This is a genomic window from Streptomyces viridifaciens (genome assembly GCF_001888885.2).
Classification (GTDB): Bacteria; Actinomycetota; Actinomycetes; order Streptomycetales; family Streptomycetaceae; genus Kitasatospora; species Kitasatospora aureofaciens.
In genome coordinates, this window is record NZ_CP090841.1 from 1,343,037 (window position 1) to 1,365,381 (window position 22,345).

Genomic DNA, 22,345 nt, shown 5'->3' on the forward strand with positions numbered 1-22,345 from the left:
CGTGCGCACGCTCGCACCGTCGCCCGCCTCCACGCGAGTCGGTGGGTTCCGCACGCCCCTCTATCCGCACCGAACGTGCTCCGGACCGGGGTCCGAGCGGCCGACCCCACACGGCCGCCGACACCCCGGACCGCCCAGCACCTCCCCAACGTCTCGCCTCACCACGTCTGTTGGAGAATCCATGCGTCTTCGCAGAACCGTCCAGGCCGCGTTGACGGCCTGCGCCACGCTGGTCGCCTCGGCCGGTCTGATCGCCGCCGGGACGGCCTCCGCCCAGGCCGCCACCCCGCTCCCCACCCGGGTCTTCGCACCCTACTTCGAGTCCTGGACCGGCCAGAGCCCCGCCACCCTGGCCGCACAGTCCGGCGCCAAGTACCTCACGATGGCCTTCCTCCAGGCCGCCACCAAGGGCTCCTGCACCCCGTACTGGAACGGCGACACCTCCAAGCCGGTCTCCTCCTCGACCTTCGGCGCCGACATCGCCACCATCCGCGCCAACGGCGGGGACGTGATCCCCTCCTTCGGCGGCTACACCGCGGACAACACCGGCACCGAACTGGCCGACAGCTGCACCGACGTCAGCCAGATCGCGGCCGCCTACGAGAACCTGATCACCACCTACGACATCAGCCGCATCGACCTCGACATCGAGGACAACTCGCTGACCAACACGGCCGGCATCGACCGCCGCAACAAGGCGATCAAGACCGTCCAGGACTGGGCCGCCGCCAGCGGGCGCACCGTCCAGTTCTCCTACACGCTGCCGACCACCACCAGTGGGCTGGCCGACAGCGGCCTCGCGGTGCTGCGCAACGCGGTCAGCAACAACGCGCGGATCGACGTCGTCAACATGATGACCTTCGACTACTACGACAACGCCACCCACGACATGGCGGCCGACACCCAGACCTCGGCGCAGGGCCTGTACAACCAGCTGGCCAGGCTCTACCCGTCGAAGACCCCCGCGCAGCTGTGGGGTTCGATCGGCATCACCGAGATGGTCGGCATCGACGACTTCGGCGCGGCCGAGACCTTCACGGTGGCCAACGCCACCACCGTGTACAACTGGGCGGTTTCGAAGGGCATCAACACGCTGTCCTTCTGGGCGCTCCAGCGTGACAACGGCAACTGTGCGGGCAAGGGCGGGGACGACTCCTGCTCCGGCATCAACCAGAACACCTGGGACTTCACCCACAGCTTCGCGCCGTTCACCAGCGGCTCGACGGTGACCAACGACTTCTCGGTCGCGGTGAACCCGAACTCGGCAACGGTGAAGGCCGGTTCGTCGACCTCGGCCGCCATCGCGACGGCGGTCACGGCGGGCTCGGCGCAGAGCGTCAGCCTCTCGGTCGGCGGCGCTCCGGCCGGGGTCACCGCCACCGTCACCCCGGGCAGCGTCACCGCGGGCAACGGCGCGACCCTGAACATCGCCACCACCTCGGCCGCCGCGGCGGGCACCTACCCGCTGACGGTGACCGCCACCGCACCCTCCGGCACCCACACCGCGACCTACTCGCTGACCGTCACCGGCACCACCCCGTCGACCGGCCTGGTCAACGGCGGCCTGGAGACCGGCAGCCTGGCCCCGTGGACCTGCCAGAGCGGCGGCAACGTGGTGACCACCCCGGTCCACTCCGGCTCGTACGCGCTGCAGGCCGCGGCCTCCGCGAGCCAGACCGGCGAGTGCACCCAGACGGTGACACTGAAGCCCAACACCAGCTACACCCTGAGCGGTTGGGTTCAGGGCAACTACGCCTATCTGGGCGTCGGCGGCGGCGCCACCGCCAGCACCTGGACCAACTCCTCGAACTGGACCCAGCTGTCCGTCCCCTTCACCACCGGCTCCTCCGGCACCGTCACCGTGTACCTGCACGGCTGGTACGGGCAGGGCAGCGTCTACGGGGACGACTTCTCGATCGCCTGAGGACGGTGACGGCCGAGGGCCGACGAATCACAGCTGACAGCTGACAGCTGACAGGTAACAGATGACGGATAACAGCTGACAGATTTCATCATCTGTCAGCTGTTATCCGTTCGTCGTCAGGCGTCCGTCACCCTCACCCCGCCGCCTCCCGCCGTCTCCCGAAGCCGCCCCGGCCGGCACAGAGTCACGTACGCCGTCAGTGCCAGCATCCCGCAGCCAAGGACCACCACCGCCAGCAGCACCGCTGACGGCCGACCGCCGAGGCTGCTCAGCGGCGCCACCACCGCGCCGCACAGGAAGTTGCCCGTCCCCAGCAGCGCCGAGGCCGTCCCGGCCGTCTGCGGCTCGACCAGGCTCAGCGCCTGCGCCGCCGTGTTCGGCAGCACCACCCCGAGACTGCCCATCAGCACGAACAGCGGCGGGCAGAACCCGGCCAGCCCGAAGTCCCACACCGCCGTCAGCAGCACCAGCGCCACCCCGGCCGCAACCGCTGCCCCGAGCCCGGCGAGCATCAGCGACCGTGCCGCGAAGCGCGGTGCCAGCACCCTCCCGTTCAGCTGGGTCATCACCACGATGGACACCGAGTTCAGCCCGAACAGCAGGCTGTAGGTCTGCGGCGAGACCTGGTACACGTGCTGCAACACCGTCGACGACCCGCTGATGTAGCCGAACAGCGCGCCGAAGGCCAGCGAGCTGGTCAACGCCAGCCCGAGGAAAGGCAGGTGCCGCAGCAGCCGCCCGATCGTACGCAGCGCCGCGCCCACCCCGCCACCGTTCCGGGCCCGCGGTGGCAGCGTCTCGCGCAGGGCTCCGAACGCGGCCAGGGTGAGTAGCAGTCCGAGCGCGGTGAGCGCCCCGAAGGTGCCGCGCCAGGAGGTGAACCGCAGCAACTGCGCCCCGATGATCGGGGCGAGGATCGGAGCCAGCCCGGATATCAGCGCGATCGAGGCGAGGAAGCGCAGCATCGCGACGCCCTGGAAGCGGTCCCGGGCGACGGCTCGTCCGATGACCAGTCCCGCCGACCCGGCCGCGCCCTGGACGAACCGGGCGGCGGTCAGCACGGGAAGGTTCGGCGCGACCACGCACACCACGCTGGACAGGGTGTAGACGGCCAGTCCGACGAGCAGCGGCGGTCGGCGTCCGAAGCGGTCGCTGAGCGGTCCGAAGAGCAGTTGGCCGGCGGCGACACCGAACATCGAGAACGTCAGGGTGAGCTGAACGGCGGCCGGTTCGGCGACCAGGTCGTCGGCGATCGCGGGCAGGCCGGGGAGGTAGAGGTCGGTGGTGAGCGGGCCGAGCGCGGCGAGGCCGCCGAGGACGGCGATCGTGGCCCGGCCGGAACCGGCCAGGGGGGCGGCGCCGGCCGAGGCGGCGGTCGAGGAGGTCTCGGCGGCAGCGGTCTGAGCCGAAGCTGTCTGGGGGGAAGCGTTTTGGGGTGAAGCGGTCGACGTGTCGTCGGTAGGGCCGACGGTCGGGCCGGGCATGGGTCTCCTCACGGACGCGGTGACGTGGTGTTCGTTCGTGATCCGTCCTATCGCAGCGCGGTGGGCGCCGACTACGGCGGGGGCACAGCGGGACGGATCCGCCCACCGGCCGATCCACAGCACGCGTACGACGACGGCCCGCCCGCACCTTCCGGTGCCCGGCGGGCCGTTCGTTCCCTGGTCAGGACGGCTGATCCGCGGTCAGCGCCCGAATCAGCACCCTCAGTGCTTGGCGACGTGCTCGGCCCGCAGGGCCGCCTGCAGCGTCGCGCCGTCCTGCCACGCGTAGAGCTGGTTGCCGGTGAGCGTCACATTGTAGTGCCCGCAGGTGCCGACGGCCTTGGCCGCGACGCCCTCCGGGAACCAGCCCGCCTTGAGCGAGACCGGCAGCGGGTGCGGGCCCCGGCCCGACACCCCGGTGCTGCAGCCGGCGGGCAGCCGGCCCTCGGGGAGCGTCGCCCGCAGCAGCCGGTCGTCGCCCGTGGTGGACATCAGGTACTTCACCGAGGAGGCGTTGTCGGGCAGCCAGGCCGGCACCGAGCGGCGCTCGGCCTTGGCCTGCGAGCCGCTGTCGTACGAGGCCTGTTCCTGGTGGCGCCCGTCGTACCACTCGGACACCCGCGGGCCGATTGCCACGGCTGCCACGGCGACGGCCATGCCGGTGCCCGCGACTCCCAGCGCGACCTTGCTCACGATGCCCTTCATGCCTGACTGCCCTCTCCGTGTACGTTGCCGATGCGACCGTTACCGGTGCGTCCGCTACCGGTGCGTCCGCGGGCCTCCCGCGACCCGCCCGGGCGGAGCGCTCCGCCGGCCGGGTGTAACCATCGTGGCCCGGTCCGCCCTGCCGGAGCGTCACCACGAGGTCGCGATCTTGCATCCAACCCACGGGGTACGGTCTCCACCTTCAGGCGTATGTCCGCGGGCCCGGTCCCCGGGGTAGGTGCCGTCACGGCGCCCGCGGCGACACGCCCCGTCCCGAGTCCGCTCCGGGCCCCGATCGAGCCTGACTCAACCGGCGCTCCGCCGCAGCCCGGCCTGCTGCACCCGGAGCAGCGGCGGGACGGGAGGGGTGGTACGGGAGGGTGGTACGGGAGGAACGACACGGAGAGCGGAAACAGAGCGCGTGTCAGACGGCCGCGGGCACCGGACGGGCGACCGGGAAGGGGCGGCCGTCGAGGGTCCAGTGCGGGTCGATCGGGCGCAGCAGCGAGGCGTACACCTGGGCGGCGACGTCGGGGTGGCGGATGTCGCCGGTGGGCGGGCCGGCCGGGATGTCGTGTCCGGCGCAGGCGACCCAGGCGGTCCGCTCCTCGACCGTACGGCCGCCGTGGCCGCCGGCGTCGACGTGGCCGTGGTCGGTGACCACGATGACGGTCCACTGCTCCTCGGCGTGGGTCGCCCGGCCGCGGACGGCGTCGAGCAGGCGGCCGAGGCGCTCGTCGGCGGTGCGCATCGCGGCGCGGTACTCCTCGCCGCAGCCGAGGAAGTGGGCGGTCTCGTCCACGGCGCCGAGGTAGACGAAGGAGGCCTCGGGGTCGGCGGTGCCGAGGACGTGGACGGCCTCCCGGGTGACCTCCTCGTCGACGGTCTCCCAGGCCTCGGGGGTGTCCTCGGCCGGGGCTATGTACGAGAGCCGTCCGGGGGCACGGAAGAGCGGGCCGCCGGACTCGTTGATCATCAGCGGGTCCCAGCCGGCCGCGACGAAGGTGCGGCGGCGGTCGCCGCGGTTGAGGCGGGTGGCGAAGTCGGGGAAGACGTCCAGCCGGTTGCCGCCCAGGTGGTTGCCCCAGACGCCGTGCTTGGCGGGCTCGACGCCGGTCACGATGGTGGCCCAGCAGGGCCCGGACATGGTGGGCGTGGTTTCCGCGACGGTGACCGGCACCAGGAACCCGGCCTCGGCGACCTCCCGGAGGCGCGGCATCGGCACCTGCGCCAGGAAGTCGTGGCGGACTCCGTCGATCCCGACGACGAGCACGCGGGGGCGGGGCCACTGGGCTGCGGACATGGTGGGGCTTCCTTTCGGTCGTGCACACCCGGCCGCGCCCGCCGAGGGCGCTGCCGACCGCGCCATGCTTCACGGCCCGCCGTACCGTTCGGCGTCCGGCCGTCGAACGGCGGGTGTCCGTGAGGTGTCGGGCGGCCGACCGGTCGCGGGCACCCGCCCGTCGTCAGCCGATCGTACGGAGCGTACGGACGAAACGGCGGTCCGGCCCGGCGAGTTGGGCGCTCGGCCCGGCTGCGCGCAGCACGATGTCCAGGACCCGGTCCGGGTCGGCGGCGTAGCAGTGGGCGAACCAGGGCAGGTTGGCCTCGACCACGGCCCAGTGCTCGGCCGGGTCGTACGGGTCGGCGATCGGGCCGACGTCCAGGGCGACGGCGCTGGGCAGGGTGTCCCCGACGGCGTCGAGCAGGCGGCGGGCGAAGGCGGTGGCGGCTGCCGTCAGCGGCGCCGGGTCGAGCCGGCCGAAGCGCGCGTAGCGGCTGCCGGTGAGCACTTCGCCGTCGAGCAGGAACAGCCGGTACTCGGCGGCGAAGGTCACCGGCTCGCTGACCAGGACGGGGGTGTCCGGGCCGATCCGCTCGCCGGTGCGGGGCAGCCGGGAGCCGTCCGGGTAGACCGCGGGCGGGACCGACTTGTCGGCGGGCGGTTTGACGAAGGCCGGGTGGCGCAGCGTCCAGGCCTCGGCGAGGGTGGTGAGTTCGATCCGGCGGCGGGTGAACTCCTCCGGCAGCCGGGCGAGCCAGTCGTCCTCGGGTTCGAGCAGGGCGAGGCCGAGCGGCGCGGCGATCCGGGCGGCGGCGAGCGGCCCGCCGTACCAGTGGACGGGCCGCCCGGTGAGTTCCTCGACCGTGCCCGGGCCGGTCAGCACGGCGGTGGCCAGCCCGCGCCGGGTGGCGGCCGCGGTGAGCAGGCCGGTGGTGCTGGTCGCCTGGGCGGAGGTGAGCAGGACGGGCTCGTGCACCGCGTTCACCGCTCCGGCCGGAACGCGTGGACGACCTCGATGCGGCCCACGATGTGTCGGTTGAACTCGGCCAACTCGTCGGCGGGCACGCAGAGTTCGAGGATCGTCCGGCCACCCGACCGCTGCACGGGGTAGCGGGCGACGAACTCCGTCTCCACTTCGAAACGGGTGACGTAGCCGACGCCGGAGGCGGGCACGTTCCAGTCGCGGGCGATCCGGATCGCGTAGTCCTCGTTGAGGACGGGGTAGAAGATCGGCTGCTCGGGCAGCCGGGGCGGCCAGGCGCGCCAGCCGGCCGCCTCGACCAGGGCCAGCTCCTCCGGGCCGGTGGGGCGCCAGAGGGTGGTGGTCGGGGGCGGCGGCTGGACGGACTGGCTGGTCATGGCAGGGACGGTAGCCGGGCCGCGACGGGCCCGGCCAGCGGATTTCGCCGATCCGGTCCCGGCCGGCTCTCGGCCCGCTCTCGGCTCGGTGTCACCGTGCCGAGGGGGCCGGGCGGGCCGTCAGCGGTAGGCCGCCTCGCCGGTGATGGCCTCGCCGAGGACGAGGGTGTGGATCTCGCTGGTGCCCTCGTAGGTGAGCACCGACTCCAGGTTGTTGGCGTGCCGCAGCACCGGGTACTCGGTGGTGATGCCGTTGGCCCCGAGGACGGTCCGGGCGCTGCGGGCGATCTCCAGCGCGGCGCGGACGTTGTTGAGCTTGCCGAAGCTGATGTGCGGTGCGCGGGCCTCGCCCTGCTCCTTGAGCCGGCCGATCCGCAGCGCCACCAGGTAGGCCTTCTCGACCTCCAGCATCATCTCGACCAGCTTCTGCTGGGTGAGCTGGAAGCCGGCGATCGGGCGGTCGAACTGGATCCGGGTCCTGGCGTAGTCGAGAGCGGCGGTGTAGCAGTCGCGGGCCGCACCGACGGTGCCCCAGAGGATGCCGTAGCGCGCCTCGTTGAGCGAGGAGAGCGGGCCCCGCAGGCCGGTGACGCCGGGCAGTACGGCGTCGGCGGGGAGCACCACCTCGTCGAAGGCCAGCTCGCTGGTGACGGAGGCGCGCAGGGAGAGCTTGCCGTGCACGTCGGTCGCGGTCAGGCCGCGGGTGCCGCGCTCGACCAGGAAGCCGCGCACGCCGTCCTCGGTCTGCGCCCAGACCACGGCGACGTCGGAGATGCTGCCGTTGGTGATCCACATCTTGCTGCCGGACAGCACCCAGTCACCGCCCTTGCCGCCCTTGCGGACCGCCCGGGTGCGCATGTTCGCCGGGTCCGAGCCGAAGTCGGGCTCGGTGAGGCCGAAGCAGCCGATCAGCCGGCCGGCCGCCATGCCGGGCAGCCAACGCTGCTTCTGCTCCTCCGAGCCGAAGGCGTGGATCGAGCGCATCGCGAGCGAGCCCTGGACCGAGACGAAGCTGCGCAGCCCGGAGTCGGCCGCCTCCAGCTCCATGCAGGCCGCCCCGTACGCCACGGCGCCGGCGCCCGCGCAGCCGTAACCGTCGAGGTGCATGCCGAGCACGCCGAGGGCGCCGAGTTCGGGGGCGAGTTCGCGGGCCGGGAAGACGCCGCGCTCGAACCAGTCGCCGATGTGCGGGCGGATCCGCTCCTCGGTGAACCGGCGGACGGTGTCGCGGATCAGCCGCTCCTCGTCGGAGAGGAGGTCGCCGACCGCGAGCAGGTCGGACGGGTCGATCCGGGTCGGCTTCGACATTGAAGCTCCTTGTAGTCTCGGCGGGACACCGGCGAGTATTCCGCAACCCGCCCGGCCTGGGACCGACGGGAGCGAGTGAGGAAGGCGACATGTCCAGCACGGCCTATGTGGTCGAGGAGCTGACCGCCGAGGAGTTGGACGGTTCGGTGGCGGAGTTCGCCGGACTGCTGGCGGATACCGTCAACTGCGGCGCCTCGGTCGGGTTCCTGGCCCCGCTGGAGCCGGAGGAGTCCTCGGCGTGGTGGCGGGCCCTCGTCCCGGAGCTCGCGGCCGGACGGCTGCTGGTGTGGACGGCCCGGGCAGCGGACGACGGGCGGCTCGCCGGGACGGTGCAGCTGCGACCGGCGGCGACGGCGAACGGCCGGCACCGGGGAGAGGTGGCCAAGCTGATGGTGCACCCGGCGGACCGCGGGCACCAGCTGGCCGGGCGGCTGCTGGCGGCACTGGAGGAACGGGCGGTGGCGTCGGGGATCCGGCTGCTGGTGCTGGACACCGAGACGGGCAGCCCGGCCGAGCGGATGTACGAGGCGGCGGGCTGGAGCCGGGTCGGTACGGTGCCGGACTACGCGGCCGACCCGATGGGCACGTTGCGGCCGACCACCATCTTCTTCAAGTCGCTGGTCGGGTAGGGGTATGCGGTGGTGCCACGCGGGAGCGTGGCGCGGTGGCGGAACAACCGGAACGGAAACGGGGAGGCGAAGCATGGCGCGTTGGGCCTTGGTCGTCGAGGAGACGGTGGGCGTCGGCAGGGACCGGACCTGGGGCAGCAAGGTGCTCGGCGAGGTCGAGGGCACCCGCGAGGAGGCCGTCGCGGAGCTGCGGAGGATCGTCCCCACCTACACGCCGGAGCACCCGATGAACAGTCGGCGGCAGACCCTCCTCCGGGACGGGGACACCTACCTGCTGATCTCGCAGGGCAGCATGCGGGACTACCACTGCGTGTTCAAGGTGTGGGAGATGCTGTGGGACAGCAAGCGGCCCGAGGTGCAGGCGGAGCGGCTGACCGAGGACGGGTGACAGGTCACGGCTGACGGGTCACGAGTCACGGACGGGGGGCGGCGCGTGGCGGGCGGCCGTAACGGCTGAAGGGTGCCGGGTGACGGCAGCTGGCCGCCCGCCGTCGTCTCAACCCACTCCGCACAGTCGCAGCACCGCCGTGGCCGCCGCACCGGCGACCACCACCGCCGGGAACGGCGCCCGGCGCCAGGCGAGCACCCCGGCAACGAGTACGCCCGCCGGTCGGGCCCACCCGGCGAAGCCGTGCCCCTGGGCCAGTGCGCCGGTGGCCACCAGAGCGACCAGCAGCACCGCCGCCGCGACGGCCAGCAGGTGCCGCAGCCGGTCCGAGAGTGCGAGCCGGTGGCCCAGCAGCGGTCCGGCCGCGCGGTAGGCGTACGTCCCGGCGGCCAGCAGCAGTACGGCGTACAGCGGCATCATCGGGCCTCCTGCTTCACGGCCGAGACGGCGGCCTCCGGCCCGGCCGGATCCGTCCCGGCCGCCTTCCCCGCCTTCCCTGCGTGCGGCGTCGCCCCCGGCCGTCCGGCGAACAGCAGCCCGACCAGGGCGAACAGCACCGGCAGCCCGGCCGGGACGAACGGGGTGACCGCGACGGCCGCCGCCGCACCCGTCAGCGCCGCCGTACGCGTACCGCGGTCCCCGAGCGAGGGCAGCACCAGCGCGAGCAGCACCGCCGGGAAGGCGGCGTCCAGGCCGAGCACGTCGGTGTCGCCGATCAGCCCGCCCGCGACGCCTCCGAGCAGGACCGCGAGGTTCCAGATCACGAACAGGGCGACCCCGCAGATCCAGAACGCTGCCCGGCGCCGCCGCGGGTCGTGCTGCTGCAGGGCGAAGGCCGCGCTCTCGTCGGTGAGCAGCTGCGCTCCCAACAGCCGCCGCCACCAGGGCCCTTGGAGCACGTCGGAGACGGCGAACCCGAAGGGCAGCAGCCGGGCGTTGAGCACCAGTCCGGTGGCGACGGCCGCGAGCGCACTCCCGCCGGACAGCACCACGCCGACGGCCGCGAACTGCGAGCCGCCCGCGAACACCAGGAGGGACAGCGCCATCGGCACCCACAGCGGCAGGCCGCCGGACACGCTGATCGCGCCGAAGGAGGCGCCGACCAGCGCGTCGGCGACGCACACCAGGGCGATGTCGCGGAGGGTGGCATGTTCCAGTGTTCGAAGCAGCGAACGCATGTCCATCAGAGTGAACCCGCAGGGCAGGGTTCGTCAAGGCGAACGGAACGACCGGTAGGCCGAACGGTGAGCGGCGATCGCGACGACACCCGGATGGCCGGGCGTGGCAGCATGAACGGCACCAGCAGCGGGAAGCCGACCGAGGGAGCCTGGGGAAAGAGTGAGTGGCGAGCATGAGTGACCGGACCGCCAGGCCCGAGGGAGCCAACGGCTCCGGCGCGGAGCTGATCGGCCAGATCGCCGCGTCCATCCGGCGCGAACGCGAACGCAGCGGAGTGTCGATGACCGAGCTGGCCCGACGCGCCGGCATCGCCAAGTCGACGCTCTCGCAGCTGGAGTCGGGCGCGGGCAACCCCAGCGTCGAGACGCTCTGGGCGCTCGGGGTGGCGCTGAACGTGCCGTTCAGTCGACTGGTCGACCCGCCGCGCCCGACCGTCAAGGTGCTGCGGGCCGGGGAGGGCCCGGTGACCCACTCCGAGCAGGCCAACTACGCGGCCACCGTGCTCTCCTCCTGCCCGCCGAACGCCCGGCGCGACATCTACCGGATCGAGGCCCAGCCCGGCGAGACCCGGGCCTCCGACCCGCACATGCCCGGCACCGTCGAGCACGTGATGATCGGCTCGGGTCGGGCCCTGGTCGGTCCGACCGAGGCGCCGGTCGAACTGGGCCCGGGCGACTACATCAGCTACCCCGGCGACGCCCCGCACGTGTTCCGTGCGCTGGCGGCGGACACCCTGGCGGTGATCGTGATGGAGCACATCTGACACTGCGCCGCCGGATGGCGGGCGGCGGGGGCCGGGCGGGGGCCGGGGGCCGGGGCCCGGGGGGGCGAAGCGTTAGACGTCAGGTGACAGATAACAGCGGACAGAAAACAGATGTCAGCGAACAGATGATGAAACCTGTTCGCTGACATCTGTTCGCCGCCCTCCTCCACTCCGGAGCGCGCTACTTCAACAGCCCGTCCAGGAACGGATTCCCGAACACCCGGTGCGGGTCGTAGCGGTCCAGTACGGCGACCGCCTCGTCCCAGCCCGGACCGCCCCCGGCGCGCAGACTGTCGGGAATGACCCGGCCGATAAGGTCCTGGTCGGACCAGGCCGCGTCGGCGGTGTAGGCCCACCCCTTGGACCACTCGACCCGCATACCCGCCCGGGTGCCGTCGAAGGTGCGCAGCAGCCACTGCTCCAGATCCCGGGCGAAGCGCTCCAGCCCGGGCGTGCCGGGGAAGGCCAGGACGTCGAGCCAGACCGCGGTGTCCCACTCCGGCCGGTCCGCCCGCGGTCGCAGCGCGGACAGCAGCGGGGGCCGGGCGCCGGGGACCCCGGAGTAGGAGGGGTCGTCGAGGCCGGTGACCCGGATCTCCACCGCACCGTTCACCGGGAACTCGCCCCGCGCCTGGCACTCGGCGAGCAACTGCCGGTAGTAGGCGGCGAATTCGCTGACCACCCACTGCAGGTCGGCACGCTTGGTCAGGATCGCGTAGCCGTTGGCGGTGACCCGCAGCGTGGTGGGCCGCACGTACTGCAGCAGGGTGCGCGAGGGTCCCCAGAGGTCGGAGCGCAGTCCGCCGGCGAGCAGGTGGGTGATCAGGTCGCCGGAGAGCAGGTCGCGCAGCAGCCCGCCGGAGAGCAGCACGTCGGTGAGGTCACCGGTGAGCGCCACCTTGGCGACGAGGTACTGGAGTTGGCCGAACAGCGGAGCCGATCCCCAGGCGCCGGAGACGATTTGACCGGCCAGCCGGGCGACCGGCTCCGGAACGCTGTCCGAGAACGGGTAGTTGTAGGGCTGGTCGACGGCTCGGGCGGCGAGCGGCTTGGTCGGACTGACGGTCCAGGTCTTGAGCCACGGGTAGTCGGTGTAGGCGAACCAGATCGCCTCGACCCGGCCGTCGCGCTCGACGAAGTCGGCGAGGGTGCGCGGGCCGTCACCGCCGCCCAGCAGTCCCCCGAGCAGCCCGCCACCGCCCGTGGCGGTCCCGGGGCGGGCGAACAGGTCGCTCGCCGGGATGTCCAGTCGGCTGACGCAGCGCAGCGGTCGGTCGGCCCCGGCGCGCAGCACGACCTCGGTGACGAAGGCCCGGCCCAGGTGCACCAGGAAGGCGGCACTGTCGGCCTCGGCGCGGTCGAAGGTGCGCAGCGCGTAGCGGCCGGTGGCCGGGTCGAGGACGACCGCGGTGAGCCGCACCACCTGGTTGCTGACCGAGCCGTAGCCGTGCCCGTCCGGCCGCAGTTCGCCGTGCGCCGGGGCGGCGGTGCCGTGGCCGCCGATGGCGAGCACGCCGCCGACGGTGAGGTCGCCGGGCGCCGGGCAGGCCGTCAGGCCGAGACCGCGGTCGGCCAGGTGGGCGAGCAGCGCCTCCATGCCGGCGCCGGCCTGCGCCCGGACGGTGGTGGGCGAGTCGGCGGTGATCGCGGTGAGGTAGCGGCTGGTGTCGACGATCAGGACGCGGGCGCTGTCCGGGGTCCCGTTGGCGACGGTGAGCGGCGCCCAGGTGTGCCGGTGCAGCCGCCAGCCGTTGGCGTGCGCCCAGTCGGCGAGGGCCGGCACCTCTTCGGGGGTGCGCGGCGCGCAGGTCCACAGCTGGTCGGTGCGGATCTCACCGGACCAGTTCTCGAAGACCCGCTGGTAGAGCTCGGTGCCGGCGGGCAGGCCGGGCGGCACCGGCGTGGCGGCCTCCGCGCTGTCCGGGCCGATGGTGCCGCGCAGCAGCCAGGCCGCGCCGCCGAGCGCCGCGGAGGCGCCGAGCAGTTGTCGCCTGGTCAGCGCCCGTCCGGCCTCGCGGCCGCTCGCCCGGCGGTCCGGCGCGCCGGTCGGGCTGGTCGGGCCGTTCGTACGGCTGTCGTCGCGTTCTGTGGTCATCCGGTCCGCCCCCTGCGTCGGTTCCCCGGGCCGGGCCGGGCCGCGGCGCTCCGGGGCGGTCGGTGTCCACCCGACCCGGTGAGGAGCGTACGAAGTGCCGCACGACCGTTTGAAGCGATCCGGCCGGGATCTCACTCGTTCGGGTGATCATCACTCGAACGACTGAGAGCCGTCCACTCTCTACCTCTCTCCGCTTTCCCGCTGAAGCGCGGCCGGGCCGGATTCGGCGGGGTGCGGCGAGGGCGGCCTCCGCGTAGCGGGCGGTGGCGGCATCGTCGCTGGTCATGCCGCCGTGGTGGCGCCTGGTGGGGCGGTCGGCCAGTGCACCCGGGACCGGGTCACCGACGCTTGCCCGGCTCCTCGGCGGCCACATAGGTTGATCTTGACCACCGCCCCCCACCGACCGGAGGCCCCGCCATGCCCTCGTCCACGCCGCTGACCGTCACGGTCGCCCAGCCCCTCTGCGCCGACCGCGGCCGACCGGACACCCTGGCCGTGAACGTGGAGCGGCACGCCGAGGCCGTCCGGGCGGCGGGGACCCGCCTGGTGGTGTTCCCCGAACTGTCGCTGACCGGCTACGACCTGGCCGCCCCCGCCGTCGACCCGGCCGACCCGCGGCTCGCGCCGCTGGTCGAGGCCTGCGCCGCCACCGGCGCCCTGGCGCTGGTCGGCGCACCGGTCGCGGAGGCCGACGGCAGCGAGTCCATCGCCACCGTCGCGGTCACCGGCGAGGGCGCCGCCGTCGTCTACCGGAAGATGCGCCTGCACGGTGAAGGCGAGCCCGACCGCTTCACCGCGGGCGAGAAGCCCGTCGTGCTGGAGCTGGACGGCCTGCGGCTCGGCCTCGCGGTCTGCGCCGACGTCGCCGACCCGACGCACGCCGAGGAGACCGCCCCGCTCGGCATCGACGCCTACGTCGCCTCCACCCTGTACGGCCCGGGCACCACGCAGGCCGAGCGCCGGGACGGCCACTGCCGGGACCGCGCCACCGCGCACGGGGTCTGGGTCGTGCTGTCCACCTCAGCCGGGCCCACCGGCGTGTTCCCGGACAGCTCGGGCGGCTCGGGGATCTGGGCGCCCGACGGGTCGACGGTCGCCCAGGCCGGTACCGAGCCGGGCGAGCTGGTCCGCGCCGAGCTGCCCCGGCCGTAACCGCGCCGCACCGGGGGTCCGCGCGTCCTCCGGATCGGGGATCGCCGGCCTCGGTGGAAATACCCGGGGCCCGTGCGCGGCTGTCGTGATCGGAAGACCCGTGACCGGGCCGAGCGGGCCCGTACAGGAGGTGCAGCGCACGATGGGTGACGAGCGGGAGAAGCCGCAGGAGTACCGGATCGAGCACGACTCGATGGGTGAGGTACGGGTGCCGGCCGCCGCGAAGTGGCAGGCGCAGACGCAGCGGGCGGTGGAGAACTTCCCGGTGTCCGGTCAGCGGCTGGAGCGCGCGCACATCGCCGCGCTGGCGCGGATCAAGGCTGCCGCGGCGCGGGTGAACGCCCGCCTCGGGGTCCTGGACGAGGAGACGGCCGGGGCGATCGCGGCGGCGGCCGAGGAGGTGGCGGAGGGCCGTTGGGACGACCAGTTCCCGGTGGACGTGTTCCAGACCGGCTCGGGCACCTCGTCCAACATGAACGCCAACGAGGTGATCGCGACCCTGGCCGGCGAGCGGCTGGGGCGGCCGGTCCATCCGAACGACCAGGTGAACGCGAGCCAGTCGTCCAACGACGTGTTCCCGTCCTCGATCCACATCGCCGCCACCGGCGCCGTCACCGACGACCTGATCCCGGCGCTGGAGCACCTGGCGGAGGCGCTGGAGCGCAAGTCCGTCGAGTTCGCGCAGGTGGTCAAGTCGGGCCGCACCCACCTGATGGACGCCACGCCCGTCACCCTCGGTCAGGAGTTCGGCGGCTACGCGGCGCAGGTGCGGCACGGGCGGGAAAGGCTGCTGGCCACGCTCCCGCGGGTCGCCGAACTGCCGCTCGGCGGAACGGCGGTGGGCACCGGCATCAACACCCCGCCCGGCTTCCCGGCGGCGGTCATCGAGGAGGTGGCCCGCACCACCGGACTGCCGCTGACCGAGGCCCGCGACCACTTCGAGGCGCAGGGCGCGCGGGACGCGCTGGTCGAGCTGAGCGGCCAACTGCGTACGGTGGCAGTCGGGTTCACGAAGATCGCGAACGACCTGCGGTGGATGGGCTCCGGCCCGCGCACCGGCCTGGGCGAGATCAACCTGCCGGACCTGCAGCCGGGTTCGTCCATCATGCCGGGCAAGGTGAACCCGGTGCTGCCCGAGGTGGTGCTGATGGTCGCCGCCCAGGTGGTGGGCAACGACGCGACGGTGACCCTGGCCGGCGCGAGCGGCAACTTCGAGCTGAACGTGATGCTCCCGGTGATCGCCCGCAACGTGCTGGAGTCGGTGCGGCTGCTGGCCAACAGTGCCCGGCTGCTGGCGGACCGTACGGTGGACGGGATCACCGCGAACGTCGAGCGGGCCCGCGAGTACGCGGAGTCCTCGCCGTCGGTGGTGACGCCGCTGAACCGGTACATCGGGTACGAGGAGGCGGCGAAGGTCGCCAAGCAGGCGCTGGCCGAGCGGAAGACGATCCGTCAGGTGGTCCTGGAGCGCGGGTACGTCGAGCGGGGCGAGCTCACCGAGGAGCAGTTGGACCGGGCACTGGACGTGCTGCGGATGACGCATCCGTAACCCGGTACCTATCGGGCCCGGTACCTATCGGGACTTCCCTGGACGTGTCGACGCGTGCCGGGGCGCGGCGGGCACACGTGCCCTCCGCGCCCCGGACGCGGGCTACCGGAAAGATCAGCCCTTGACGTGGCCTGCGCGGCCGGTTCGGTCAGCCCGGCCGGCCCGGCCGAGCCGCATCGCTGCCCCGTTCGCCGTGATCGTGGCCATCGAGATCGCCGCGAGGCCGAGCAGGAACATCACCGCACCGACGATGACGCAGGTGACGATGTTCTTGCCGTGCGCGACGGAACCGGACACGACCCAGGGAGAGATGATCGTCCAGACACCGAGCGCGGCGGCGGCCCAAGCCCGCGCGTGGGTGCGCTCGTAGGCCGGCCCGTAGCCGGCCATCAGTGCCGTGTATGCCAGACCGACGATCAGGCAGGTCACGGTCAGGGTGCTGAACGCGGTGAAGCCGACGATCCAAGGCGATGCCGCCAGGAAGAGTCCGGCCAGTACGGCCAGGGCTTCGATGCCCTGGGCGCGGGGGGTCGAGGTGACCCGCTCGTAGTGTTCCCGGAGTTCGACGATGTCCGGGTGGTGCTCCATGCCTGTCGGCAGATGGGTTGCCACCGATACCACCTCCTGTGGTTCCGGACCATGGAATGGGGCGCGTCCCGTACCTATTCTGCCCTTCCCAAAGGTTTTACACCCGATTGTCCGTATTGGCCGATAACCATCCGATCACGCCGGTGACCTGCGTCTCAACACTCCGGGAGAACGTTGCCTATGCAACTCGTTGCATAGGAGGATGCGGGCATGGCACTGGAGCACGCGATCCTCGTCTCGCTGCTGGAGCAGCCCGGCTCCGGGTACGAATTGGCCCGGCGCTTCGACCGCTCCATCGGACGCTTCTGGACTGCCACCCACCAGCAGATCTACCGGGTGCTGCGGCGGATGGAGGCGGACGGCTGGGTCGCCGCAGAGGAGGTCGCCCAGGACGGCCGCCCGGACAAGAAGGTGTACTCGGCGGCCGGGCCCGGGCGGGCCGCGCTGGCCGAATGGCTGCGCGAACCGGTCGAGCCGGAGACCGTGCGGCACGAACTCGCGGTCAAGATCCGGGCCGCCGCCTTCGACGACCCGGCCGCGCTGACGGTGCTGATCGCCGAGGTCGAACGGCACCGCGAGAGTCATTCCGCCCTGCTCGCCCGCTACCTGCACGGCGAGCAGCGGGACTTCCCCGACCTCGGCGCGCTGGACGTCCAGCAGGAGCTGCAGCACGTGGTGCTGCGCGGCGGCATCGAGTTCGAGCGGATGAACCTCGCCTGGCTGGACGACGTGCTCACCACTCTGCGCCGACTCGCGGACGGGCGGGGGCGGGGGACGGGAGACCGCGAACAGACGTCAGGTGACAGAGTTTGAAATCTGTTGGCTGAACGCTGAATTCTGTCATCTGTTCGCTGAACTCCGTCATCCGAAGCCCCGCTCGCCCGAAACCCGTCGGCCGACCCGCTTCGCCGTGCCCTGGCAGCCCTGACGCCTCCGACGCCCGGCGCCCGGCGCCCGGCGCCCCAACACCCTCGACACCCTCGACCCCAGGGAGCCCCTGATGCTCTTCAACCCGCGCACCTACGACCCCGCGCAGTTCGACGAGCCGACCCGCCGACTGCTGCGCGCGACCGTCGACTGGTTCGAGTCCCGCGGCAAGAAGGCGCTCATCGACACCTACATCGACCGCGCCTGGTACGCCGACTTCCTCGAATTCGCCGCCCGGGAAGGACTCTTCGCGGAGTTCCTGACGCCCTCCGCGGCCGACCCGGACAAGCGCTGGGACACCGCGCGGATCGCCGAGCTGAACGAGATCCTCGGCTTCTACGGCCTCGGCTACTGGTACACCTGGCAGGTCACCATCCTGGGCCTCGGCCCGGTCTGGCAGAGCGAGAACGAGGCCGTCCGCGCCCGCGCCGCCAAGCTGCTCGCCGAGGGCCACGTGATGGCCTTCGGCCTGTCCGAGCGCACCCACGGCGCCGACATCTACTCCACCGACATGATCCTCACCCCGGACGGCGAGGGCGGCTTCACCGCGACCGGCTCCAAGTACTACATCGGCAACGGCAACGTGGCCGGCCTGGTCTCGGTCTTCGGCCGCCGCTCGGACGTCGAGGGCCCCGAGGGCTACGTCTTCTTCGCCGCCGACAGCCGCCACGAGGCGTACCACCTGGTCAAGAACGTGGTGAACGCCCAGATGTACGTCAGCGAGTTCCGCCTGGAGGACTACCCGGTCCGGGCCGAGGACGTGCTGCACACCGGCCAGGCCGCCTTCGACGCCGCACTGAACACCGTCAACGTCGGCAAGTTCAACCTCTGCACCGCCTCGGTCGGCATCTGCGAGCACGCGATGTACGAGGCCGTCACGCACGCCCACAACCGGGTGCTGTACGGCCGCAAGGTCACCGACTTCCCGCACGTGCGGCGCGAGTTGACCGACGCGTACGCCCGCCTGGTCGCGATGAAGCTGTTCAGCGCGCGGGCCGTGGACTACTTCCGCACCGCCTCCCCCGAGGACCGCCGCTACCTGCTCTTCAACCCGATGACCAAGATGAAGGTCACCACCGAGGGCGAGAAGGTCATCGACCTGATGTGGGACGTCATCGCGGCCAAGGGCTTCGAGGCGGACACCTACTTCGACAAGGCCGCCAAGGACATCCGCGGCCTGCCGAAGCTGGAGGGCACCGTCCACGTCAACCTGGCGCTGATCCTCAAGTTCATGGGCAACTACCTGTTCGCACCTGCCGACTACGCGCCGGTGCCGACCAGGCTGGACGCCGCCGATGACGCCTTCCTGTTCCGTCAGGGCCCGGCCCGCGGCCTCGGCGCGATCCGCTTCCACGACTGGCGCGCCCCGTACGACCGGCACGCGCAGCTGGCGAACGTCGCCCGCTTCCGCGAACAGGCGGACGGCTTCTGCGAGTTGCTGCTCAAGCACGCGCCGAGCAAGGAGCAGCAGGCGGACCTGGACTTCCTGCTGGAGATCGGCCAGCTGTTCGCGCTGATCGTCTACGGCCAGCTGGTGCTGGAGCAGGCGGAGCTGACCGGCCTGGACGCGGACGTCCTGGACCAGATCTTCGACGCGCTGGTCCGCGACTTCTCCGCCCACGCGACCGAGCTGCACGGCAAGGCCTCCACCACCGAGGAGCAGGCGGCCTGGGCGCTGGCGAACGTGCGCCGCCCGGTGGCCGACGCCGAGCGCGCCGCGAAGGTGTGGGCCCGGGTCGAGGCGCTCTCGGGCTCGTACGAGATGCAGCCGTAGGTCCGGTAGATCCGGCAAGACCCCGGGAGTGCCGGTCGGCGGACCGGCACTCCCGGACCACGTCTCCGTGTCCGCGGCCGTCCCGGCCCTTGACGAGAAGGCCCGGGACCACGTCCGGGAGGCGTCCCGACGTGCGTCCCGACGTGCGTCCGGGCCGTGGCCCGGCAGGCGCCCAGGCACGCCGGCCCGCCGGGCCCGCCGGGACCGACCCGCCCGACCGGCGTACGGTGGAACTCGGAGGCCGTGTCATGCACGTCACCGGAACCCATTTCACCGACCGCACCGAGGCGGGCCACCGGCTGGCCGCCCGCCTCGCCCATCTCGCCGGCCCCGACACCGTGGTGGTCGCCCTGCCCCGCGGCGGGGTGCCGGTGGCCGCCGAGGTGGCGACCGCGCTCGACGCGCCGCTGGACATCTGCGTGATCCGCAAGCTCGGTGTGCCGTACCAGCCCGAGCTGGCCATGGGGGCGATCGGCGAGGACGGCGTCCGGGTGCTGAACGAGCAGGTCCTGCGGCTCGCCGGGGTCAGCGACGAGCAGTTGGCGCGGGTGGAGGGGCGCGAGCGCACCGAGCTGGCGCGCCGGGCCCGCCGCTACCGCGGCGACCGTCCGGCCTCCGACCTGCGCGGGCGCACGGTGGTCGTGGTCGACGACGGCATCGCCACCGGCTCCACCGCCAAGGCGGCCTGCCGGATCGTCCGGGCACGCGGCGCGGCCCGGGTGGTGCTCGCCGTACCGGTGGCTCCCCTGGACTGGACGGACCGGCTCAGCGAGGTCGCCGACGAGCTGGTCTGCGTCGACACGCCGTCGCCGTTCTTCGCGATCGGCGAGTTCTACGCCGACTTCTCGCAGACCGGCGACGAGGAGGTGCTGCGGCTGCTGGCCGAGGCCCGGGGCCGGGTCGGGCACGGGAACGGACGGCAGGAGGAGCCACCGGACGGCGTCGACCGCGAGCTGCTGCTGTCCGTCGCCGGGGTCCGTCTGGCGGGCCGGCTGACGGTGCCGGCCGGGGCACGCGGGATCGTGGTGTTCGCGCACGGCAGCGGCAGCGGTCGGCACAGCCCGCGCAACCGGCACGTCGCCCGGTACCTGAACCGGGCCGGGCTCGGCACGCTGCTGTTCGACCTGCTCACCGAGGCCGAGGAGCCGGACCGGCGCAAGGTGTTCGACGTCGGCCTGCTCGGCTCCCGGCTGACCGCCGTCGCGCGGGAGCTGGAGCGCACCGACGGCGCGCGCGGGCTGCCGCTCGGCCTGTTCGGTGCCAGCACCGGCGCGGCCGCCGCGCTGTACACCGCCGCCGAGCTGGGCCCGGCGGTGCGCGCCGTGGTCTCTCGGGGCGGACGCCCGGACCTCGCCGGGCCGGACGTCCTCGGCCGGGTCGACGCCCCGACGCTGCTCGTGGTCGGCGCCCTGGACACCACCGTGCTCGACCTCAACCGGCAGGCGCGGGCCCGGCTGCGGGGCGCGAACGAGCTCGCGGTAGTGCCGCACGCGAGCCACCTGTTCGAGGAGCCGGGCACCCTCGACCAGGCCGCTGAGCTGGCCGGAGACTGGTTCCTGCGCCACCTCCCGGTCACCGACGGCTCGCCCACCGCCGGCCCGGCCACCGACCGTCGGGACGCCGACGGCCGGTAGCGGCGCTTGCGCCGGTTGCGCCGGTTGCGCAGATTTCGTGCGACGACCGCCCGGAGGCAGCACATTCTGTGCAGCCAAGACCCGGAATTCCTGATCAGCTTGTACACATTGAGCAGTGAAAAAACGACCTGTTGCCCAACCCTCACGACAGGAGCAAGCTCTGCGCAACCGCACCGCCCACCCGTTCGCCGTGCGGCAGCGATCCACGCGATCCGACCGGAAGCCCCAAAGCCCCCGGCAACCCCCGGAAGCCTCAACGCCGAGGCCCTGAGTGGAGGAACGAGCGATGACCACGCAGTCCCACGCCCTTGAGCTGACCCCCGAGGAGCGCGAGGCCGGCCTCGACGCCGACCAGCTGCGCCGCCTGGTCGGTCTCGTCGAGCACGACCAGGCCTCCGACCCGTTCCCGGTCACCGCCCAGGACGCGGTCGTGTTCGTGGTCGGCAACGCCACCCAGACGGCCCAGTTCTACCAGGTCGTGTTCGGCATGGAGCTGGTCGCCTACTCCGGCCCGGAGACCGGCCGCCGCGACCGCAAGTCCTACGTGCTGCGCTCCGGCTCCTGCCGCTTCGTGATCAAGGGCGGCGTCCAGCCGGACAGCCCGCTGCTGGACCACCACCGCCGCCACGGCGACGGCGTGGTCGACCTCGCCCTGGAGGTCCCGGACGTCGACAAGTGCATCGAGCACGCCCGCGCCAGCGGCGCCACCGTCCTGGAGGAGCCGAACGACGTCTCGGACGAGAACGGCACCGTGCGCCGCGCGGCCATCGCCACCTACGGCGAGACCCGCCACACCCTGATCGACCGCTCGCGCTACAACGGCCCGTACCTGCCGGGCTACGTCGCCGCGAAGAGCGGCGTCACCCACCCGGAGGGCTCCCCCAAGCGCCTGTTCCAGGCCCTGGACCACGCCGTGGGCAACGTCGAGCTGGGCCGGATGGACGAGTGGGTCCAGTTCTACAACCGGGTCATGGGCTTCGTGAACATGGCCGAGTTCGTCGGCGACGACATCGCCACCGAGTACTCCGCCCTGATGTCCAAGGTCGTCGCCAGCGGCAACCACCGGGTGAAGTTCCCGCTCAACGAGCCGGCCATCGCCAAGAAGAAGTCCCAGATCGACGAGTACCTGGAGTTCTACACCGGCCCCGGCTGCCAGCACATGGCGCTCGCCACCAATGACATCCTCACCACCGTGGACGTGCTGCGCGCCCGTGGCGTGGAGTTCCTCAACACCCCGGACGCCTACTACGACGACCCGGAGCTGCGCGAGCGCATCGGCAAGGTGCGGGTGCCGATCGAGGAGCTGAAGAAGCGCGGCATCCTGGTCGACCGCGACGAGGACGGCTACCTGCTGCAGATCTTCACCAAGCCGATCGGCGACCGTCCGACCGTCTTCTACGAGTTCATCGAGCGGCACGGGTCGCTGGGCTTCGGCAAGGGCAACTTCAAGGCGCTGTTCGAGTCCATCGAGCGTGAGCAGGACCGTCGCGGCAACCTGTAGCGTCGGAACACCCTGACGGGCGGTCGGCCCACAGTCGGGTCGGCTCACAGTCGGGTCGGCTCACGGACGGTCAGCTCACGGACGGTCGGCTCACGGACGGT

20 protein-coding genes are annotated in these 22,345 nt (G+C 72.5%); 10 read left to right on the top strand and 10 right to left on the bottom strand.

Annotated elements, in window-relative coordinates:
* Positions 1–181: 181 nt before the first annotated feature.
* Positions 182–1,924, top strand: a complete 1,743-nt coding sequence (locus BOQ63_RS13480; RefSeq protein WP_037828536.1) for a glycosyl hydrolase family 18 protein — start codon at positions 182–184, stop codon at positions 1,922–1,924.
* Positions 1,925–2,040: 116 nt separating this feature from the next.
* On the opposite strand, the gene BOQ63_RS13485 is transcribed toward BOQ63_RS13480, so the two are convergent.
* The 6 genes from BOQ63_RS13485 to BOQ63_RS13510 all read right to left on the bottom strand — a co-directional run bounded on the left by BOQ63_RS13485 (position 2,041) and on the right by BOQ63_RS13510 (position 8,065).
* Positions 2,041–3,408 carry a multidrug effflux MFS transporter gene (locus tag BOQ63_RS13485; RefSeq protein WP_051746657.1) on the bottom strand — a complete coding sequence of 456 codons (1,368 nt, stop codon included), beginning with the start codon at positions 3,406–3,408 and terminating at the stop codon, positions 2,041–2,043.
* A 222-nt stretch (positions 3,409–3,630) separates the two neighbouring features.
* Positions 3,631–4,113 carry a hypothetical protein gene (locus BOQ63_RS13490; RefSeq protein ID WP_046385746.1) on the bottom strand — a complete coding sequence of 161 codons (483 nt, stop codon included), beginning with the start codon at positions 4,111–4,113 and terminating at the stop codon, positions 3,631–3,633.
* A 424-nt stretch (positions 4,114–4,537) separates the two neighbouring features.
* Complete coding sequence (locus BOQ63_RS13495) at positions 4,538–5,416, bottom strand: alkaline phosphatase family protein (protein WP_037828535.1); 879 nt, start codon at positions 5,414–5,416, stop codon at positions 4,538–4,540.
* A 163-nt stretch (positions 5,417–5,579) separates the two neighbouring features.
* On the bottom strand, positions 5,580–6,374 hold the full coding sequence (locus BOQ63_RS13500; RefSeq protein ID WP_223885923.1) for an ATP-grasp domain-containing protein: 795 nt from the start codon (positions 6,372–6,374) through the stop codon (positions 5,580–5,582).
* A 5-nt stretch (positions 6,375–6,379) separates the two neighbouring features.
* Positions 6,380–6,757, bottom strand: a complete 378-nt coding sequence (locus BOQ63_RS13505; protein WP_030280280.1) for a hypothetical protein — start codon at positions 6,755–6,757, stop codon at positions 6,380–6,382.
* A gap of 120 nt (positions 6,758–6,877) precedes the next feature.
* Complete coding sequence (locus BOQ63_RS13510) at positions 6,878–8,065, bottom strand: acyl-CoA dehydrogenase family protein (RefSeq protein WP_030280278.1); 1,188 nt, start codon at positions 8,063–8,065, stop codon at positions 6,878–6,880.
* A gap of 89 nt (positions 8,066–8,154) precedes the next feature.
* Between BOQ63_RS13510 and BOQ63_RS13515 the strand changes: the two genes are divergently transcribed.
* Together BOQ63_RS13515 and BOQ63_RS13520 are read left to right on the top strand one after the other, a co-directional pair.
* Positions 8,155–8,694: a GNAT family N-acetyltransferase gene (locus tag BOQ63_RS13515; RefSeq protein ID WP_030280276.1), complete on the top strand. Its 540-nt coding sequence runs from the start codon at positions 8,155–8,157 to the stop codon at positions 8,692–8,694.
* Between the two features lie 73 nt (positions 8,695–8,767).
* Positions 8,768–9,082: a hypothetical protein gene (locus tag BOQ63_RS13520; RefSeq protein ID WP_051746656.1), complete on the top strand. Its 315-nt coding sequence runs from the start codon at positions 8,768–8,770 to the stop codon at positions 9,080–9,082.
* Positions 9,083–9,190: 108 nt separating this feature from the next.
* Here the strand turns inward: BOQ63_RS13520 and BOQ63_RS13525 are convergent, their stop codons facing one another.
* A complete protein-coding gene (locus BOQ63_RS13525) occupies positions 9,191–9,499 on the bottom strand; it encodes an AzlD domain-containing protein (protein WP_435820372.1) in 309 nt (102 codons plus the stop codon).
* Positions 9,499–10,260, bottom strand: a complete 762-nt coding sequence (locus BOQ63_RS13530; RefSeq protein ID WP_072656243.1) for an AzlC family ABC transporter permease — start codon at positions 10,258–10,260, stop codon at positions 9,499–9,501. The genes BOQ63_RS13525 and BOQ63_RS13530 overlap by 1 nt, the downstream gene beginning before the upstream one ends.
* Before the next feature lie 173 nt (positions 10,261–10,433).
* Here BOQ63_RS13530 and BOQ63_RS13535 point away from each other — a divergent pair, with 173 nt between their 5' ends.
* On the top strand, positions 10,434–11,024 hold the full coding sequence (locus BOQ63_RS13535) for a helix-turn-helix domain-containing protein (protein WP_078656555.1): 591 nt from the start codon (positions 10,434–10,436) through the stop codon (positions 11,022–11,024).
* A 181-nt stretch (positions 11,025–11,205) separates the two neighbouring features.
* Here BOQ63_RS13535 and BOQ63_RS13540 read toward each other — a convergent pair whose 3' ends face one another.
* Positions 11,206–13,119, bottom strand: a complete 1,914-nt coding sequence (locus tag BOQ63_RS13540) for a cholesterol oxidase substrate-binding domain-containing protein (RefSeq protein WP_150475868.1) — start codon at positions 13,117–13,119, stop codon at positions 11,206–11,208.
* Positions 13,120–13,536: 417 nt separating this feature from the next.
* Here BOQ63_RS13540 and BOQ63_RS13545 point away from each other — a divergent pair, with 417 nt between their 5' ends.
* Complete coding sequence (locus BOQ63_RS13545; RefSeq protein ID WP_030551716.1) at positions 13,537–14,271, top strand: carbon-nitrogen hydrolase family protein; 735 nt, start codon at positions 13,537–13,539, stop codon at positions 14,269–14,271.
* Between the two features lie 142 nt (positions 14,272–14,413).
* Positions 14,414–15,820: a class II fumarate hydratase gene (locus tag BOQ63_RS13550; RefSeq protein ID WP_030280262.1), complete on the top strand. Its 1,407-nt coding sequence runs from the start codon at positions 14,414–14,416 to the stop codon at positions 15,818–15,820.
* A 114-nt stretch (positions 15,821–15,934) separates the two neighbouring features.
* Here BOQ63_RS13550 and BOQ63_RS13555 read toward each other — a convergent pair whose 3' ends face one another.
* Positions 15,935–16,432 carry an SPW repeat protein gene (locus tag BOQ63_RS13555; protein WP_223885924.1) on the bottom strand — a complete coding sequence of 166 codons (498 nt, stop codon included), beginning with the start codon at positions 16,430–16,432 and terminating at the stop codon, positions 15,935–15,937.
* Between the two features lie 186 nt (positions 16,433–16,618).
* Here BOQ63_RS13555 and BOQ63_RS13560 point away from each other — a divergent pair, with 186 nt between their 5' ends.
* The 4 genes from BOQ63_RS13560 (at position 16,619) to hppD (ending at position 22,244) form a co-directional block, all read left to right on the top strand.
* Positions 16,619–17,221: a PadR family transcriptional regulator gene (locus BOQ63_RS13560; RefSeq protein WP_046386652.1), complete on the top strand. Its 603-nt coding sequence runs from the start codon at positions 16,619–16,621 to the stop codon at positions 17,219–17,221.
* Positions 17,222–17,408: 187 nt separating this feature from the next.
* Positions 17,409–19,109 carry an acyl-CoA dehydrogenase family protein gene (locus BOQ63_RS13565; protein ID WP_030280256.1) on the top strand — a complete coding sequence of 567 codons (1,701 nt, stop codon included), beginning with the start codon at positions 17,409–17,411 and terminating at the stop codon, positions 19,107–19,109.
* 248 nt (positions 19,110–19,357) lie between these two features.
* Positions 19,358–20,743, top strand: coding sequence for a phosphoribosyltransferase (locus BOQ63_RS13570; protein WP_150475870.1), 1,386 nt, complete (start codon positions 19,358–19,360; stop codon positions 20,741–20,743).
* A gap of 286 nt (positions 20,744–21,029) precedes the next feature.
* Positions 21,030–22,244: a 4-hydroxyphenylpyruvate dioxygenase gene (gene hppD / locus BOQ63_RS13575; protein WP_030280251.1), complete on the top strand. Its 1,215-nt coding sequence runs from the start codon at positions 21,030–21,032 to the stop codon at positions 22,242–22,244.
* Positions 22,245–22,345 lie beyond the last annotated feature (101 nt).